This window comes from Agaribacter marinus, assembly GCF_030160655.1.
In the GTDB taxonomy this organism is placed as follows: Bacteria; Pseudomonadota; Gammaproteobacteria; order Enterobacterales; family Alteromonadaceae; genus Glaciecola; species Glaciecola marina.
The window spans coordinates 1,587,668-1,605,736 of sequence record NZ_BSOT01000005.1; the positions used below are offsets into that span (position 1 = coordinate 1,587,668).

An 18,069-nucleotide genomic window follows, 5' to 3' on the forward strand; every position below is an offset into this window, starting at 1 on the left:
TTAATTGACAACCTCGTCATACATCGCCGTTTAATTGCGTATTTACGTACAGTTTTCACTATGTAATGAGCTGTATTTGCAAGTTTTTGACCAACACGCACAACAGTCGAAAGAGAATGGCTTGAGAGAGCGACTGACTGTCGCGTGCGGGTAATAGTAGAGTACAGCTGAAGTTAGCGTGCGATTGATAAGGTATATATGGTCAAGGATAAGGTGTGATAGAGACTAGCGCATGGGTAAGGACAACAAGCGCTTAAATGAAGGCGCGAATTTGCGGCTTACCCTATATACTTACTTACAGCGTTCTTGCCTTTTGTTACGCCTAAAATTTCTTTTTTTACCGACTGCTGTAAGACTAAAAAATACGCTTCTAGTTGGCGGTTAATCGAGAGTTCAGCGCGTGCAAACGCTTGTCGCTGTTCTTCCGGCAACTCTGTTAACAAACCCTCAACCGTAAGCGCTCGGTGATGCGCCATTTCTGATAGCTTATCTACATCAAGCTCATCAGCAGACGCCATAGTGGCTAAGTGCGTATTTATCTCGGTCAATGCAGACGGCGAATGCGCATGCATCAATGACGGAAAAGCCACAATATCAGGCTTGTCGTTGGGCATAAGCAAGTTGCTTGTCTTGCTCTGGAATTTGTTGCCAAGCCTCTTTAATAGGATAAAACAATTGAATCACCTCATCGAGCTGCGAGATTGTATTTTCCTGATTTACCGTAATAAGTTTATCAATCATGTAGTCATACAAGTCATGAAGATTATCCGCAAACTCCCCGCCTGCTTTTGTATCTAGGGTGTCACGTAGATTAATAAATATTGCCGTCGCTTTAGAAATAAATTGTGCACGAGCTGTCACATCATTTCTATCATGCGCACCTTTTGCAAAAGACAAACGGTCTAAGGCACCTTGCATCAACATCAAGGTTAATTGATGGGGATCAGCCGTCGCAATACGTTGCTTCAAACTATCTTTTTGATAGGCGTTAATCGCTCTTAATGACATTTAGTTTAACCCTCCTAGTGCAGCAAATAATGCATTGCCTGTACTTTGTAATTGAGCAACCGTGCTATCTAAACTTAAATAGCGTGCGCGCAGTGTTTGCTCAAAGCTCTGCATCCTAATTTCAAAACGTTCGCGATCATCCACGACGTTATCTTGCTGTGTTTTTATGCTGTCTTCGCGTGAAGATAAAATCCCTGAAGACTGTGTAAATTCTTCTGTAAAACTCAATAGCTTGTTGGCAATGCCATTTTCCGAATTAAATAACACGGCAATGTCATCAAAGTTGTCCTGAAGCGCCGTTTCTAAACGCTCTGCACCTGTTCCTAATCCAAAGTCCGTGGAACCAATTTCCAAACGTCCTTCAATCGTTAACTCAATCCCTAAAGAAAACAAGCCGCCAAGTTCTGATTCGGCAACATTACTCCCTAGCAAATTACTCAAACCTGACAAAATACCTCGCACCGTTGAGTCGCCAGCCAATGGGCCATCGGGATCATCATCCGTCGCGCCATAACTGCTCAAACGATCCAATTCGTCATAAAGCTCGTTGTACTTGTCAACAAAGGTACGAATATTTTCTTCCAAGCCTTCGACATCAAAGCCCACGGTCAGTTTCGACGCAATTGGGTTGTCATCAGTATCTCTTTCAGACAACTGGCTAACGTCAAAGCGAATACTTTGTAGGGCGTTTTCAAAGGCATTGGTATCGCTCTGTACTTCAATACCATCCACCGTAGCAATTGCATTTTTTGCACTGACCACCGACGTCAAATAGGTACTAGATTCAGACGAATCAGTCGTGCTAATACGATTTAATTCAGCGTTGTCGTTACTATTAATAACTTTTAAGTCATTGCCATCGCCAGTAACATCTGACGAGAACACTAGCCGAGTGCCGCCATCTACCGTGCCCGTGTTTATTACATTCACGTTTACGCCAAAGTTATTCTCATCCGCATTAATTTGATCTCGTAACTCAGATAAGGTCGTTCCGGCGGCAATAGATATTGTAAATTCGTCGCCGCTATCACCAATTTTGAATGTCAAATCCGCAGTACCTGCTGATAACACAACATCATCGCTACTCGCAAAACCGCCATCCACCGCTTGAGCCGTTTCAATACGACTGCCACTGGCAAGTTGTGTCACTGCAATTTGATAATTACCAGGTACAGCATCATTCGCTGGACTCGCTGTAAAAGGTGAAATGTTTTCAGACGGGTTTTCGATAGTCGGTTCGCGGCCTGACAAGTTGTTAGTATCTTGCAGTGCTTTTAAGGCATCTTCAAACTCAGAAAGCTTTGATTTTACTTGACCTACCGCCGAGATTTCGGCTTCGAGGGTAGACTCTTGTCGATTCAACCTTTGCAACTTGGGGCCGCGTTCGGCCGCCAACAGCTGTTGTACTAATGACTCAAGGTCTAAACCAGACCCTACGCCCAAAGATTGAATCGACATAAATCACCTCATATTATGCACGCCCATTTATAATGATACCTACCGTGTTGGTAGGATCGGCGGCTAGTTCTTGAACTCTTGCGGCAAAATCAAGTACCTCTTCGGAAGGTATTTGCCGGATAACGTCACCAGATTGTTTGTCTCTGACCGTTACCACTTGCTTTGACGTGTCGCTGTCAACTGAAAACGCAAGTTCTGTGCCTGTTGTTCGCAAAAATTCACTGACACCTCCGATTGCCTCAGAAATGTCGATATTTTCCTCTCTCGCATTTGTATCGGCGGAGCCTAAATTTTCTTTAAGCTTTTTTTCGATAGCTTGTTTTTGAGGAAGTTCTGCGACAGACTTATCAACAAATTTCACTTGCTGCATAGCGACAGGGTTTTCTCCTGCACTATGAATACTCGCCCCTGTCTTAAAACCTACGAGATTACTGTTAACAAATGATTTTTCGTTAATTGACGTCGCTGCATCCCTTGCAAACGCTTGTCCAATTTTAGTGTTTACGATATCCATAATACACTCCTACTGAAAAAAATGAGGAGCGGTGTCACCAAAACTGCTAGTGACCCGCCCGTTCAACGCAACTATTGCAATACCCTAGCCTTCTCTACTCAACTTAACCGAGAAGAGACAATGCTATTTGAGGACGTTGATTTGCTTGACTGAGTACAGATAAAGACGCTTGTTGTAATATCTGATTCTTGGTTAAGTTAGCCGTTTCTGACGCAAAGTCAGTATCTTGAATACGCGAACGTGCAGCAGACAAGTTTTCACTCACGTTACTAATATTACGAATACTGGATTGAAATCTATTTTCCACAGCACCTAAACCTGCGCGTATAGAGCCAACAGCAGAAATCGCATTGTCGATTGTTGTTAAGGCACCAGATGCCGCAGCTGACGTTGCTACAGATACAGCATTTACACCTAAGCCTGTCGCGCTAAAGCCGGCGGTAGGGATTGCTGCCGCTCTTAAGTCAACGTTGACCTTTTGGCCAGCGTTGGCACCCACTAAGAAACTTGAATTGTACGTACCATCAAAAATGTTAGTGCCGTTGAATTCAGTCGTGGTTGCAATACGTGAAATTTCTAACAGTAAGCTAGACACTTCATTGTTAAGTGCCGTTCTATCTGCCGCCGTATTAATACCATTTTGTGACTGCACAGCGAGTTGGCGAATACGCTGAAGCGCGTTAGTTGTTTCGCCTAAAGCACCTTCTGCTGTTTGGGTTAACGAAATACCATCATTGGCGTTTCGGACAGCCTCATTTAAACCGTTAATTTGAGCTGTTAATTTATCTGAGATTTGCAGACCGGCAGCATCATCCGCTGCACTGTTGATACGAAATCCAGACGATAAACGCTCGAATGACTTGTTTAAAGAGTTACTTGAATCAAAAAGTTGACGTTGTGCGTTAATCGCACTGATATTTGTATTTACAGTTAAAGCCATACTACCTCCGAAAGCCAGAAATTTGTGAGAGAGCCGCCAATTTGCGACAAATTTCTGACTACTTTTCTTTATTTAAGGTTTTAGGTTCACTACGCCTAAAACTTTGACCTCATTTAGATAAATCGTTTTTTAAATGATTTATCCCTCAACTATAGTTATCGACCCTGGCTAAAGAACCTTTAGGAAAATAATTAAAAAAATTAGAATTATTTTTAAATGATTGTTTTTAAATGATTTTAAACAATAAAAAAGTGCTAAAGATATTATTTAGCTGACTATATTTGCACTGTTTTAAATGAAAAATAGCGCCGTAAGCAACGAATCACTGGAGGCCTTACACTAGGCTTTTTTGAAAAATTGAAAATAAGCGATCAATCGCCAATATTTTCATAGAAAGTATATTCAACAACAGACAGCAGCATCTTAACGACTGAATTTTGACAGATTGTTACTATTAAACATAAATGTGTTTTTATTTTTTAGAACTATTGAAATGCCTAAGCGGAAATTGCAAGGATGCAATCGTAGAGCCCCCACGGATGGGTTTACGGCGCTTTTATTCCGCAAAGGCCTTGAGTTACACTGGTCCGAGAGAATATATGCTGTGGCTGTGGAATAAAACTTCGATTGCAAGGATGCAATCGTAGAGCCCCCATGGATGGGTTTACGGCGCTTTTATTCCACAGCCACGGCATATATAGGAAAGATAAAAAAGTTAAAGTTGGTACAAGCTTTGCTTTAGGAAAAGGGAAGAATTGAAAAAAGGCTGAGCCATGGGGCGGCCCAGCCAACTTGCTCACGTTAGGAGATGGAGCAAACTCTTTTCGTCGACTGGCAGGATTGTAGAACGTATACTGGCCTCTCAACCAAATCCTACACTCTCGGTCTTGTTAGTCGACTTTTTACTACTTACACTTCTAAAGTAAGTGCCTTCCCTGGCACGGAGAGGGCCTCTCAAGCCTTCAAAACCTTATAATTATTAATCACTTAGAAGCTACTACTTACTGTTATTGTTCTCTATCCCTGTAACAAACTCAATGCCGCTTGCGGTCTTTGGTTTGCTTGAGTCAATATTGTTGTACTCGCTTGCTGAATTATTTGCAGACGAGTCAAACTTGCCGTTTCAGCGGCAAAATCTGTATCTCTTATGCGCGATCTTGCCGCAGATACATTTTCACTGATGTTCGACAGATTTCGAATTGTCGATTGGAATCGATTTTGAATCGCACCTAAATCAGCGCGCTTACCGTCTACCACACCAATCGCATCATCAATTTCTTGTAATGAAGCAGATGCCGCGCCTGGCGTTGACACCGTCAAGTTAAACGCACCAAACAAACCACTGTACCCAAAGCCGTCAACACGACTTACATTTATACTAATGGTTTGCCCAGCATTCGCGCCCACCAAAAACTTTGCAGAATAAGTACCGTCTAATACGTCTACGCCAGCAAATTGTGTGGTGGTGGCAATTCTCGAAATTTCGACCTTTAATGCAGACACTTCTTTCTGTAAAGCTTGTCGGTCTTGGTCAGTATTTATACCGTTTTGACTCTGAATTGCCAAAACACGTATTCTTTGTAAAGCATTTGTTGTCTCTTGCAGCGCCCCTTCAACAGTTTGGGCAAGAGAAATGCCGTCGTTCGCGTTTCGAACCGCTTGATCTAAGCCCATAATCTGCGACGTCATTCGGTTAGAAATCTGTAAACCTGCGGCATCATCTTTCGCACTGTTAATGCGCAAGCCTGAAGATAATCTTTCAAATGCAGTATTTAAATTTGTGGTTGTGTCTGTCATATAGCGTCTTGCACTCAATGACGAGACATTAGTATTTACAAAAAGTGACATAATTAACTCCTAACGATTTTCTAATGTTTGCTCTTATTATTATTGTATTGAGCTCTTTTTTTCAAAAACTGGCACGTAACATGCTTTATTAAATTCGAATCATGGACCGATTCGTTCGTTATCAACACTAGATAACGGAGCATGCATGCTGTAACTAAGAGCGAAAGCTCTATGCTGACGGGCAGGTATGGTGTTCCAGACCTCATACCTCTCACTACCTCCTGGCGTCATTCCTGTCAGTCGGCAGTTTAGTTGCATTCCCATCAACTACATTCTTTTCTTACTTCAAATGTTAATTTCATTGTTAAGAGGCAAAGTTTGACCGTCGCCAGTGGCGAGCACTAGTGAGGTTTGAATTGAACTCCTAACGATTTAATTCTTTATTGTTATACACGCTGAATAGTTGGCTACTTAGTTCTCTACTTGAATGATATCTGTAATAATTTGGCCTTAAAGGCTGCGTTATCTTTGCGTTAATCCGTGAATAAATTCGCGGCGCTTTTGTTGTTATAAACATCACTTAAGTTGAGCATAGCTTTTATTATTGTTTTAAATATTGCTTAGTATCAGCTTGCTTAATTTAGTTATCGAACAGATACGGAAAAACCTTTAGAAATTTTCTAAATTATTTGAAAAGTGCTTATTTGGCAGGGACTTACTTATTAAAAAAATTTAAGTGGCCAGGCTATTGCCTGGCCGACCGCTCATTTTTGAAAGAGTGAGCAAACTCTTTTCTGTTTGGCTAGTGAAAGCGAGTACTACCTCCTGGCTTCATTCCCCAAACAGTAGGGTCAGTTAGGCTTAACCAAGAAGCTGAAGCGCGGCCTGAGGACGCTGATTCGCTTGTGATAGTACGGTTGTGCTTGCCTGCTGAAGGATCTGGTTACGTGTCAAGTTTGCAGTCTCTGAAGCAAAGTCAGTATCTTGGATACGTGAACGTGCAGCTGAAACGTTCTCTGAAACGTTAGACAAATTACGAATGGTTGATTGGAAACGGTTAGTAAGCGCACCTAAATCGGCACGGTTGGCACCAACAGTCGAAAGTGCAGCATCAATTGACGCAATCGCCGCACTAGCATCGCCAGAGGTACCCACAGTTAAGGCAGCAATACCTAAACCTGCAGAATCAAAGTCGGTCGCTAGCGTAACATCAATTTTTTGGCCGGCATTAGAACCTACCAAGAAAGATGCGTCTAACGTGCCATCTAAAATGTTTCTATCGTTAAATTGAGTAGTATCTGAAATACGCGTGATTTCCGTTTTAAGTGCAGACACTTCTTCTTGAAGGGCTGTACGGTCATCGGCAGTATTAATACCGTTTTGTGACTGAATGGCTAATTGACGAATACGTTGAAGCGCATTAGTTGTTTCACCTAACGCACCCTCTGCAGTTTGCGTCAATGAAATAGCATCGTTCGCATTACGAACTGCTTGGTTAAGGCCGTTGATTTGAGACGTCATACGATCAGAAATCTGCAAACCCGCAGCATCATCCGATGCACGGTTAATACGCATACCTGAAGACAAACGCTCGAAAGACGTGCCCAATGAATTCTGTGAATTGAATAGCTGACGTTGGGCATTTAACGCCGACACGTTTGTATTTACATAAAGTGACATAAGTCTCTCCTAACACTCTCAGTCCAGCGCTTGCTGGCAGCCGGACGAACTCCGGTGATTTGTTACAAATTGTAGAACATCACTTTCTAATAATTAAAAAGTGTATGTACTGGCTCTCTCGTAAAAGGTTATCGACAAGCTTCAAAATCCCTTTAAACAAAAAAGCAAAAAAAATAAAAAAAGCGGCAAAAAATTGCCGCTTTTAAAATATGAACATGTGTGTGATTGACTAAAAGCTGTTACACACAAAGTAGTTAGCGAATAAATCTACAGTAAAGTAGTCATTTTTTTAGTTAGAAAAAAATTTTAAATATTTTTTAGGTAAAGTAGACAATGCTGACAGTAGTGTAATTGTTTGTCATTGCACTGGATATTTGGTATCCGCATCGGCATCGTTGAAATAATAAGGATAATATAGATAGTGCTAATAAATCATCTGTTTCAGCGAGTGCTGAAAGATCGTTTACGTCTATTTCTTGATATGGTGCGCATGAAAATAATTACAGATATTTTAATGTTCTTGAGAATTGTTTGTAAACAAATAGCAATTATTTAAGTAACCAAGCGCCAGTTTAATTTGCATAAAACCATGATGAGGGTATACCTTTCACTAATAGTAAAATACAAAGCACCAGTCCAACAATAGAAACAACTATAGCAAAAGTTATAATTTTAACCGCGTGGTAAGTAAGTGCCCATTTGATAAAAAATGGAAAGACTAAAGACAAGAACTCAAGTACTGACCAAAGAATAAGCATGTAAATAAACCAATTAACCGCATTTGCAATGTGTTCTATTAAAGTGGTGCGTTCGTAATCAAAATAGATACCACTAACGTAATCACCTATAAACATAACACCAGACATCAAAATACTAAAGTAAAGTGCAGCCCCAAGCGCGTTGGCAAAATATAGCGAGTAACCTGACAAAGAGCAACCCGTAATAGCTTGTAGCATTTTTACGAGAAAGTTGTTGCGTAATTTATTATTTGGAGGAAGAGAAAAATGCCTTTTATCCATATTTACTAAATCCTTCTAAAAAAACTGTATACCTAGCCTTTCAAAGACACTTGTGGTTAGCATGAGTTCGAAAAACAAGCAACTTTTTCAACTACTGGTTTTCTATCTTAACTAGCCTTTCAATATGCCTTTCTGTACATGGAGAAACACTCAAATCTGCAGATGATATAGTTTTAAAATCATTGAGTTGCTCGATCACATTTCGGTCTGAACGATAAAAACTAGCAAGTACTCTAGAAAACAGCTGCTTTACTTCCGGTGGAGCTCTTTCGACATCTATACCGTTGTTTTCACGCTTTCTAGCAATATTATCAGTGAGCTCTTTATATCTTTGACTAATTTCATCATCAAATCCTTGGAGAAGCCATTGAGGATTTAATTGTTCACTAAGCAATTCGTCACTAGACACATTAGCTACGTACGTTACTAGAGCAAGGTCATTGTAGTCCTCAAGTGCAATAAACAAGTAAGCTACAGCATCAATAAGATGCTCTCTACTTAATTTCACATCCTTTGTTTTCCTATACGCTGCTTTTGCCGAGACGAGCTTGTCTCTAATAAGAAAGTTCAACGCATGATAAGAAGCCCCAGATACTAACAATTCGTTCGCGACATGTCTCATACTATCGATTTGAAAAAAGCTACCTAACTGGATAAAAGCTATTTTTGCCCATTTATCATCACCTTTTGCCCTACTTTCCAACTCTTCTTCGGATAGCTCTTGATATGGACTCACGAATTCGTTGTTTTCAAAGTGATAATTGTCTTCAAATATAACAGCAGTAGATTTAGCATAGGCTCGACCAGTATATTCAGACCAATCAGCAACTAATTGCTTCATAAAGTCATGGTCAGACTGGCCTAAATCCTCGTCGGGAAAACACCAACCGATTTCATACTCTGTCTTCTCAACACTGACGTCTTGGTTTTCTCGTGATTCACTTTGTGTATTGATATTATTTCCAATAGCACTGTTTGCTGCATAACTAGTATCACTTATCTTTGAATCAAGACGCATATTAGCGTTATCAATAACAACTTCATTCTTAGTATCATTTACAATGTCAGTACCTCCACCGCCAACAACTACGCGTATCAATATGAATACAACAATAATTACAGCGAGGGGGGAGAATATATTTTTAATCATATGTGAGTTGACCGTGTTAGCATTAAGGACAAAGTTTTGTTTCTGACTATAAATTGCAAAACCTATCGTCTGTAACGCTACTGTGCGAAACATCGTAATTTCACAGGTGCTTTGTTTACTTTAACACGTCAACGCGGTATTGAAGAATAACTTAAAAATTGCGACACACAACTAAGATGATAGGAGATGGTAAACTACGCATAATTTACCATCTTATTTTTATTTTAGACTAGCCATTTGCTCTTTAATTATCCGCAAATTATTGATGTGTCTATCTACACACTCAGTATTGTCTGTACTTAAATGAGAAGGCGCTAGGGCGGTATAAAGCTGTTCCATAGCTTCTTTTCGTCTAAATTTAAAGCTTGCTATGTCTCTTGCGAAAAGCTTTTTTACTTCCTCAGGAGGATCTTGAGGACTAATACCTTGTGCCTGCCTAGCTTCTTTAATATCACGTAAAAGAGTTTCATATCGAATTGATATGTCGCCTTGCGCATCAGCTAGGGTAAGTGACGGATTAAGTACGCCTTGAAAAAGTTCGTCTTGTGATATATTACCCGCGTACGCTGTTAATGCGCTAATGTTCAATTCATTTAAACCATAAATAGTGTAGGCGACAGCGTTTATCATATGCTCACGACTTTTATCTAATGTTTTAGTGCGTCGAAAACTCGTCTTAGCAGACGCTAGCTCGGAAATAATTAAGTATTCGATTGCATGATACGATGCTCCAATGGCTAGTAAATTCATGGCAGCGGCATATTGCTCATCTCTATAATCCATCGTTGATTTTTGCAAAAATGCAATCATTGCCCATTTATCACCTAGAAGAGTTAAATCCTTAATTTCTTCTATCGGCATTTCTTGATACGGAGCCACAAAAACGTTGTTTGGGTGATTTTGGTCATCATCATAAACCGCATCATTTTGCTTTATGTATGCTACGCCGCTGTATTCCATCCAATCATTCTGCAGAGCAGCAACGAAGTCTTGATCTTCAATTCGAAGATCATCCGACGGGATACACCATGCGTCCTCCAAATCAACAAAGTCTTTTTTATCAGCCACTATTGGAAGTTTGGTAGGTAAGTCCTCGTGCCCAAGAATATGTGACTCGATTGGTTTGTGAGATTGGTTTTCAACAATATCACTATCTAAGGTTGATGCAGTTTTGTTCACAAGCGGAAATTTACTTTCAACCACTTGAAACTCTAAGTTATCTTTAGCTATGGGGGCATTCCAATAGAAAAACCAAAAGCACACAATAACCAAAACTGAAACCGATACAATTGCAATCGCTTTACTACTCATGTTTATTACTCCGGTTCTATTGCGGGCAGATTTTTATAGCTCTCTCAAAGATGACATCGCAGCTGTCATAAGCATTTTGTAGCTTAGAATCTTCTATATCTTTGCATGCAGTATACTGATCAAACGTCACACCTACCGTAATAAATTCGCTCCCTGCTTGTATAGAAATCTGTCCACCTTTTAAACAATCGTTTTTTAAATTATTTGTATGTGTAGATGAGCCGGTGGCGCGACATTCGGTGCGATTTTGTTTGGCCGTTTGATTTTTTTCAAGGCAAATCTGTCTTTCTGTTTTTGGTTTCGGCTGCTCAGGCTTTGGCGGCGGTGGCGGATTAACTGGTGGAGGAGGCGGCAATGGTGGAGTAGGTCTAGGGGTGGGTGCATCCCCATTAGAGCCGGGAAAAGTACCACCTCCTGGAGGGGGATCTTTACATTCAGTGAACCTTACTGTGGTGTCACCCGTCGGACCAGTTTTAAAATCTGTACACTCTTGACTAGCGTGGGATAGACTTGTTATTGCCGCGAATCCTAAAATTAAACAATTTAAGCAGTGTTTGATACACCTAAGGTTGGACTTGTGGTTTGTCATAATTGCAATTCCTATTTGCAGATTATTATATTTTGATTTTATTGAGTTTGCGCTAATTCCTGCGCTAACGTTTTTATCATACGTGCACTATTTGTCTTCAGTCAAGACTAATATCGCTTCATCTGAAAATTTTTATAACACGCTGTTTTTGAATTTATACGCAACTACTATTAGTGACTATATTTAACATGACAGCGAAATAAATTAACGGTGCTCCCCATTACTATGGCCACATTTCCCTAAGAAGAGTCAATATCATAGGGAGGTTACGCTGATACTGCTATATAAAATCAAACAAAGACAATCCCGCCACACGCGGAAATGACGCAAAAGCGGCACTTAATGCCGTTTCTTGTTTCGAAAATTCGGCAGATGCTTCTGCATAATCCACGTCTTGAATCGTCGATCGTGCTTTTTGATTCGCCACATCTGTATCAAGCAATGAGCCAAGGACCGACTCAGCAATATTTAAACGCGCACCAACCGATGAATTCTCTCTGGCCATTTTGTCCAGTCCGTTGTCAATCCCAACCAATGCATTCCTGATTTCTCGTTGATATTGATAGTCAGAAATGGAGCTGTCATTCAAGGCCAATGACATATTATGTAAGGTTTCTGCAAGGTTTTGTTTGTCCGGTCGCTTCAATTCGAAATCGAAGGTGCTGCCCACGCCCCCTTGAATATCCACTGTGAGTCCAGCAAATACGGTCGGCTGCCCTGCAATGTATGGAATAGTATCGACAACACTACCAGTACCAAGGTTGGTGACTTGTATTTCGTTGCTTGCCAACAATTCCATTTGGTATTGGTTGTTTGCCGGTGACACCGCAGAAAAATTCAATTCATGAAACACGTCAAAATCATCTTGGCTTTGCATATCATAGCCTCCAAAGGCAAATCCCGCGGCGCTTACGTTGGTGATATCGAGTCGAGCTTTCACATCTTCAAACAAGGTTTTACCTGACACAGTTGTTTGAATAGATACGCTGTCAGACAACTGCATCGAATTTATACCGTCATCCCCCTGAAACTGAATGGGATTAATGCTATTGCCTGGATTGAAATTAAACGCCTGCTCTCTTGATTGATACCCCGCAAAAATGTATTCACCGCTGGCATTTTGCGTATTCATTAAATCGATGACCTGATTTCTGATTTGATCCAATTCTGATGCAAGCGCGCGTCTGTCTTCTGTTGAAATAATCCCATTGCCTGACTGCACAACTAGCACACGCCCACGATTTACGATTTCGTTAATGCTTCGCATTGTCGTATCTTGCAACTCTAAATTGTTTGTCGCTAAATCAATGTTACGCCGATATTGCACTGTTTTATCTATTTCTTCGGTCAAACGTATAACCTGCACTGCGCCGACTGGGTCATCTGATGGCCTCAGTAATTTACGACCACTCGCCAACTGAGTTTGAATATCCGACAGCTTTCCCTGACTGTTATTTATTGCCCGAAAGTTTTGGTCAAAAATTAAATTAGTAGTTACACGCATTTTACACCCTCACCTGACTATCGAGCGACTTGTAGAATTGTTTGGAACATCTCTTGCGCCGAGCTTAAAATTCTCGCCGCAGCGGCATAACTTTGTTGAAATTGAATTAAATTTGCCGCCTCTTCATCCAAACTGACACCAGAGCTTGATTCAAACCACTCACTCGACTGCACTTGCATCACTTTTGCCGCTTCTAAATCGATTTTTGAGGATGATGTTGCCGATCCTACTTGTCCAACAATGGTGGCGTAGGCTTCATTAAAACTCACTAAATTGCCAATAGTTGAGTTACTTTGCCTAACAAAACCGTTTTGTTGCAATTCAGCGAGTTCTAGTGCATTTCGGTTATCGTTTACGCCATTGGTGTTGTAGCTAATAAAAAACTCATCCCCTGCCTTGGGGTTACCTTGCAAGTTAAAGTCATAGCCGGGGTAATCACTTAATGCAGCAAATTCAGCCGGCCAAGCAGGTACGCCACTTGATTTTGCTTGTGTAATAAGGTTATTCAAATTTGTAGTGCCTGACACCGTACTAATAACATTGTCGTTACTGTCTAGCACTTCATATTCGTTATCGGCGGTAAACCTTATCCCCACAGGCGCACCAAATATTGGCGACGGCGACGTTGTCACGTCTTGAATACCACCATTGCCATCAAAGGCTGAGGCAAATTGGCTTGTAAACGTTAAGTCAACGTTTGAATTCGATATTCTCGTTTGACTCAGAACGCCAGTACCTAAATTACCGATGCTCGCATCAACGCGAAGTGGTTTCGCAAACGCCAAGTCTTCGCCGCGCGACGTGGCTAAGCTAATACTTGATGCGGCAAACCGAGCAGGTTGAAGCAAAAATGCATCCCCAACCGCGTAACTATTACCACTCGCTAATTCTACTTGTATACCGCCAATAATGTCATTAAACGCTCCTGGAGCAGCTGTCACTGTGGTTGTTTGTGTTATGGGGTTGCCGTTTTCGTCAATTTCAGGACGTCCATCACTTGTCAGTGCATCTACTTGAATATCAAAGGTAGCAGGCACGCCAGCAGGTACTGTTAATACCGTGATTTTGTAATCATTGTTGGTAATCTCTTGCGAATTCCATTGGGCAAAGCGCCCTTCTATATCCAACGCTAAATCACTATTGTCGGGGTAATTTAAGCCCCTAAAATTCTCAATAGAAAAGATATCTCGCCCTAGTTGCTGATCTAAATCCATGCCTTCTCGGTTTTGACGGTTAATCACACTTGCCATTACCGCAGCCATTTTTCCTAGGTTGCGCTCGGCAGGCTCAAGCACCTGTTCTCGGTAGGTAAAAATACCACCAAGCGCTCCCCCTAAATTTTGTTCAAGCACATTTATTTTTGTATCGTTTTTACTAAACTGCGCAAAATCAGTAGAGAGTTCTAACTGACGATTGGTGTAGTCTGGCTCCCCACCTATACTAAATATATTAAAATTACCGTCTGCCAATACTAGTGATTCGCCTGTTCTCAAATTGACGACAACGCCTTCATCACGGTTAGAACTGCGCCTAACATCTATTGCAACTAATTCAGCTAAGCCCAATATTGCTTCGTCACGCTGATTGAGTAAGGCTGTTGGTGTATCTACATTACTATTGCCTTGCGCAACTTGGATGGCTTCGTTCAAATCCCCTATTTGGCGAATTAACCCGTTTGCGACAGACACAGACGCTTCAATTTGTTGCTCTACTTCGGTTTCTTTGATTTTGAAAAAATCACCTAACTGATTTATACGATTAAGCATGCCTTGCGCTTCGCCAATGACAGAATCACGCGATGGCATGTTTGTTGGGTCATCGGTAGCGGTTTGTATCGCGTCAAAAAAACGGGTAATAGAGGCCGAAATGCTGTTTGCTTCACTTGCTAGCACATTGTCGAGGCTTTCTGCGCGGTCAAAAAAGGCTTGAGTTTCTCCCACTTGGCTGGTGTCTCTGCGAAGTTGGTTTTGTGCAAATACATCCAATACCCGATCCGTAAAACCAAAATCGACGCCACCATTCAAACGCGAGGTAAACTCAGTACGCTCTCTGACATACCCTTCGCTATTTACATTCGCAATGTTATTACTCGTCGTTGCCAATAGTTTTGCACTAGCATTAAGGCCTGAAGTCGCCAATGTATATAAACTTGCGTCTCTGATCATGGAAGTAACTCATTCATTGTATTATTTAACGTAGCGCCTTGATACACCGACATTATTTTATTTGCGTAATTAGGGTCGGTCGCATACCCCGCAGCTTGCAAGGCTTCAAAATAGGCTTGCGGGTTGTCGGTTTTGCTTAAGGCGTCTTTATAACGTGGATTGTCAGACACAAAATCCACGTAGTCTTGTAAGGAAGCTTCGAAGTTTTGGTAGCTTCTAAACGATGCTTGTTGTTTTTGCGGGATGTTGCCGTTGAATTCCAGCGTATCTACTACGACCTTTTCACCACCCCAGCGTTTGTCCGCTTTAATGCCAAATAGATTATGAGCATTTTGACCGTCATGCTGATGCATTACGTATTTTCCCCAGCCCGTTTCAACGGCTGCTTGTGCAAGTAATGCTTTAGGATCAATACCCAAGCGCTCTGCTGCCGCTTGCGCTTGCGGAAAGAGTGTTTGTACAAAAGTCTCAGGGGTGTCAAATGCTGCTTGTTTGCTAGCACTTGCATTAACACTGCCAGCCGATAGCATGCGTTCTTCTGACGCCTCTCGTATCATTACATGGTGACGATTTAACACCGACAAGTTGCCATCACTGCGCACTGCCCCTGCTGGCATAACAGAACCATCTAAACTCATCTGTTGTACGATTATCTCAGCCAAACCCAAGCTGCCATTTGTCGACATATCTGTCGCCAATTGTTGATCATGCATATCGCGGTAAAATTTGACTTGCTCAGAATTAAACGGGCTATCTTTATCAGCAAGGGCTTCTTGTCCCTTACGCATGGATTTAAGTAACATTTGCACAAAAATCGCTTCAAACTGTTTTGCCGCTTCTTCAAGTGCGCCTTTGTCACCTTTTTGAGCAGCCGCACGCAGCCCATCAAGACCACTTAGGTCGTGGACACTACGAGACATCTCTAGCTGTGACTTTACGTTGTTAGTTAAATCCATACTCATTTACCATCTAAGTTAAGACCTCACGCATTTGGAGGGTAAGCCACTATTGCAAAATGTATTTTTCATGGATGAAAAATTCAAGCGTCCATGGATGGACTCGCAGCGGTTTTGCAATAGTGGCTTACCCTCCAAATGCGTGAGATCCTGCCAAATTTTGGTCTTGCTCTTTTTTTGTTACTAAATGACAATTAATTCACCCTGAAGCGCGCCTGCTTGTCTAAGCGCCTCAAGAATTGCCATTAAATCACCTGGCGCTGCGCCTATTTCATTTACTGCACGCACTAGCGTTTCTAAACTAACACCAGGATCGAAGGTAAACATGCGGCTATCGCCTAAATCAACATCCACGATTGAGCGCGCCGCGACGACTGTCTCGCCGCCACCCAACGGGTTAGGCTGGTTTACATCAACATTTTCACTAATCGTTACCGTAAGGCCACCATGCGTAATGGCAGCTGGCAATAAACGCACATCTTGACCAACAACAATGGTGCCTGTGCGGCTATTAATCACTATTCGGGCGGGCGCTTTGGCAGGCGTAAATTCAAAGTTTTCAATCGTGGCTAAAAAGCCAATACGTTGACCAACATCGCGCGGCGCCGAGACTTTTACCGATGCAGCATCAAGCGGCGTTGCTATTGCGTAGCCTTTCGAAGGATCAGCACCCAAACGACGGTTAATCTCGTCAGACATCGCTTGCGCAGTCGAAAAGTCAGGATTGTTTAAATTCAGCGTCAAATAGTCATTTTGCATAAAGCCACTTGGCACACTGCGTTCAACCACGGCGCCATTAGCAATTGTACCCACTGTCGGCGTATTGGATACAATCCGTGAACCATCATTACCTTGCGCACCAAAACCAGATACAACTAATGACCCCTGCGCTACCGCATAAATCTCGCCATCAAGGCCTTTCATAAACGTTTGCAACAATGTCCCACCCTGCAAACTGGCGGCTTCGCCAATAGAAGACACCGTTATGTCGATGGTTTGCCCGGGTTTTGCAAATGCTGGTAAATCCGCATGTACGGCTACCGCAGCAACGTTCTTAATTTTGGGTTTTACATTGCTTGGCAAACTAATACCAAAATTACTTAACATGGTCCGAAAAGACTGTTCGGTAAACGGACTAGTTTCGCCAGTACCAGGTAATCCCACCACCAGTCCATAGCCGACTAGTTGGTTAGAACGTACGCCCTGCACGGTCGCTAAGTCTTTAATTCGCTGTGCGTTTGCCAGCGGCGTCGCACACAAAATACAAGCACTTAAGACCAGGTACGTAAATAATGTTTGAAGTTTCATAGCGGCCACCACTCTGAGGCAAAGAACTTGGTTAACCAACCTTTTTCTTGCGCTCTAGCAAAACTGCCTGTACCGCTATATTGGATACGGGCGTTGGCAATTTTTGTGGATTGAATTTCGTTCGTCGGAGACACATCAGCGGGGCGAATGACACCAGTTAAACGGATATACTCGTCTCCGCTATTTAAGGTCAGCCACTTTTCTCCGCGTATGACTAAGTTTTGATTGGGCAATACTTCCACAACAGACACCGATATATTGCCTTGTAAGCTGTTGCTTTGATTGGCTTGTGCATCACCTGTAAATTCATTGCTAGAGTTCATTCCAAGTTGGATACTTTCTTTACCAATCCTAATGGGATTGGCGCCCAAACCAATGATTGGGTTGACGTCCATGGTTGATTCTTTCGATGAGGTCGTGCCCGCACTTTTACTCGCGTTGGTATTTTCTCGAAGCGTTACCGTAATAATATCACCTACACGACGCGCTTTTACATCTGAATACAAACTATTTGCCAAGGTCGCAGAGAACAAACTACCGTTTTCAGCAATTTCCGCGCGTTTATATACGGGCGATGCAGGCGCATAGAAAGGGTCGTCAGCGCGCGGTGAGTGGCTACTCGTGCTATTGCATGCCGTTAACACCGCAACCATACAGGTCACAAATATAGCCTTCATCA

At 42.0% G+C, this 18,069-nt stretch carries 16 protein-coding genes; all 16 read right to left on the minus strand.

Annotation, left to right across the window (positions count from 1 at the left end):
- Positions 1 to 278: 278 nt before the first annotated feature.
- Positions 279 to 614 carry a hypothetical protein gene (locus QQK00_RS08580; protein WP_284217059.1) on the minus strand — a complete coding sequence of 112 codons (336 nt, stop codon included), beginning with the start codon at positions 612 to 614 and terminating at the stop codon, positions 279 to 281.
- The gene (fliS, locus tag QQK00_RS08585; protein ID WP_284217060.1) at positions 595 to 1,008 is read right to left on the minus strand and encodes a flagellar export chaperone FliS; all 414 of its coding nucleotides are present in this window, start codon (positions 1,006 to 1,008) and stop codon (positions 595 to 597) included. The genes QQK00_RS08580 and fliS overlap by 20 nt, the downstream gene beginning before the upstream one ends.
- Positions 1,009 to 2,466 carry a flagellar filament capping protein FliD gene (gene fliD, locus QQK00_RS08590; protein WP_284217061.1) on the minus strand — a complete coding sequence of 486 codons (1,458 nt, stop codon included), beginning with the start codon at positions 2,464 to 2,466 and terminating at the stop codon, positions 1,009 to 1,011. It lies immediately after the preceding gene.
- Between the two features lie 13 nt (positions 2,467 to 2,479).
- Positions 2,480 to 2,980, minus strand: coding sequence for a flagellar protein FlaG (locus tag QQK00_RS08595; RefSeq protein WP_284217062.1), 501 nt, complete (start codon positions 2,978 to 2,980; stop codon positions 2,480 to 2,482).
- A gap of 103 nt (positions 2,981 to 3,083) precedes the next feature.
- Positions 3,084 to 3,920 carry a flagellin N-terminal helical domain-containing protein gene (locus QQK00_RS08600; RefSeq protein ID WP_284217064.1) on the minus strand — a complete coding sequence of 279 codons (837 nt, stop codon included), beginning with the start codon at positions 3,918 to 3,920 and terminating at the stop codon, positions 3,084 to 3,086.
- 1,017 nt (positions 3,921 to 4,937) lie between these two features.
- Positions 4,938 to 5,768, minus strand: coding sequence for a flagellin N-terminal helical domain-containing protein (locus tag QQK00_RS08605; RefSeq protein WP_284217065.1), 831 nt, complete (start codon positions 5,766 to 5,768; stop codon positions 4,938 to 4,940).
- 801 nt (positions 5,769 to 6,569) lie between these two features.
- Positions 6,570 to 7,388, minus strand: coding sequence for a flagellin N-terminal helical domain-containing protein (locus QQK00_RS08610; protein WP_284217066.1), 819 nt, complete (start codon positions 7,386 to 7,388; stop codon positions 6,570 to 6,572).
- Positions 7,389 to 7,960: 572 nt separating this feature from the next.
- Entirely contained in the window at positions 7,961 to 8,407 is a 447-nt protein-coding gene (locus QQK00_RS08615; protein ID WP_284217067.1) for a hypothetical protein, read from the minus strand.
- Between the two features lie 91 nt (positions 8,408 to 8,498).
- On the minus strand, positions 8,499 to 9,557 hold the full coding sequence (locus QQK00_RS08620) for an SPFH domain-containing protein (protein WP_284217068.1): 1,059 nt from the start codon (positions 9,555 to 9,557) through the stop codon (positions 8,499 to 8,501).
- A gap of 219 nt (positions 9,558 to 9,776) precedes the next feature.
- Positions 9,777 to 10,868 carry a hypothetical protein gene (locus tag QQK00_RS08625; RefSeq protein ID WP_284217069.1) on the minus strand — a complete coding sequence of 364 codons (1,092 nt, stop codon included), beginning with the start codon at positions 10,866 to 10,868 and terminating at the stop codon, positions 9,777 to 9,779.
- Positions 10,869 to 10,884: 16 nt separating this feature from the next.
- Positions 10,885 to 11,457 carry a hypothetical protein gene (locus QQK00_RS08630; protein WP_284217070.1) on the minus strand — a complete coding sequence of 191 codons (573 nt, stop codon included), beginning with the start codon at positions 11,455 to 11,457 and terminating at the stop codon, positions 10,885 to 10,887.
- A 280-nt stretch (positions 11,458 to 11,737) separates the two neighbouring features.
- On the minus strand, positions 11,738 to 12,961 hold the full coding sequence (flgL, locus tag QQK00_RS08635; protein WP_284217071.1) for a flagellar hook-associated protein FlgL: 1,224 nt from the start codon (positions 12,959 to 12,961) through the stop codon (positions 11,738 to 11,740).
- Between the two features lie 17 nt (positions 12,962 to 12,978).
- On the minus strand, positions 12,979 to 15,126 hold the full coding sequence (flgK, locus tag QQK00_RS08640; RefSeq protein WP_284217072.1) for a flagellar hook-associated protein FlgK: 2,148 nt from the start codon (positions 15,124 to 15,126) through the stop codon (positions 12,979 to 12,981).
- Entirely contained in the window at positions 15,123 to 16,082 is a 960-nt protein-coding gene (gene flgJ / locus QQK00_RS08645) for a flagellar assembly peptidoglycan hydrolase FlgJ (RefSeq protein ID WP_284217073.1), read from the minus strand. The genes flgK and flgJ overlap by 4 nt, the downstream gene beginning before the upstream one ends.
- A gap of 183 nt (positions 16,083 to 16,265) precedes the next feature.
- A complete protein-coding gene (locus tag QQK00_RS08650; RefSeq protein WP_284217074.1) occupies positions 16,266 to 17,390 on the minus strand; it encodes a flagellar basal body P-ring protein FlgI in 1,125 nt (374 codons plus the stop codon).
- Positions 17,387 to 18,067, minus strand: coding sequence for a flagellar basal body L-ring protein FlgH (gene flgH / locus QQK00_RS08655; RefSeq protein WP_284217586.1), 681 nt, complete (start codon positions 18,065 to 18,067; stop codon positions 17,387 to 17,389). Before flgH ends, QQK00_RS08650 begins: the two co-directional genes overlap by 4 nt.
- Between the last annotated feature and the right edge of the window lie 2 nt (positions 18,068 to 18,069).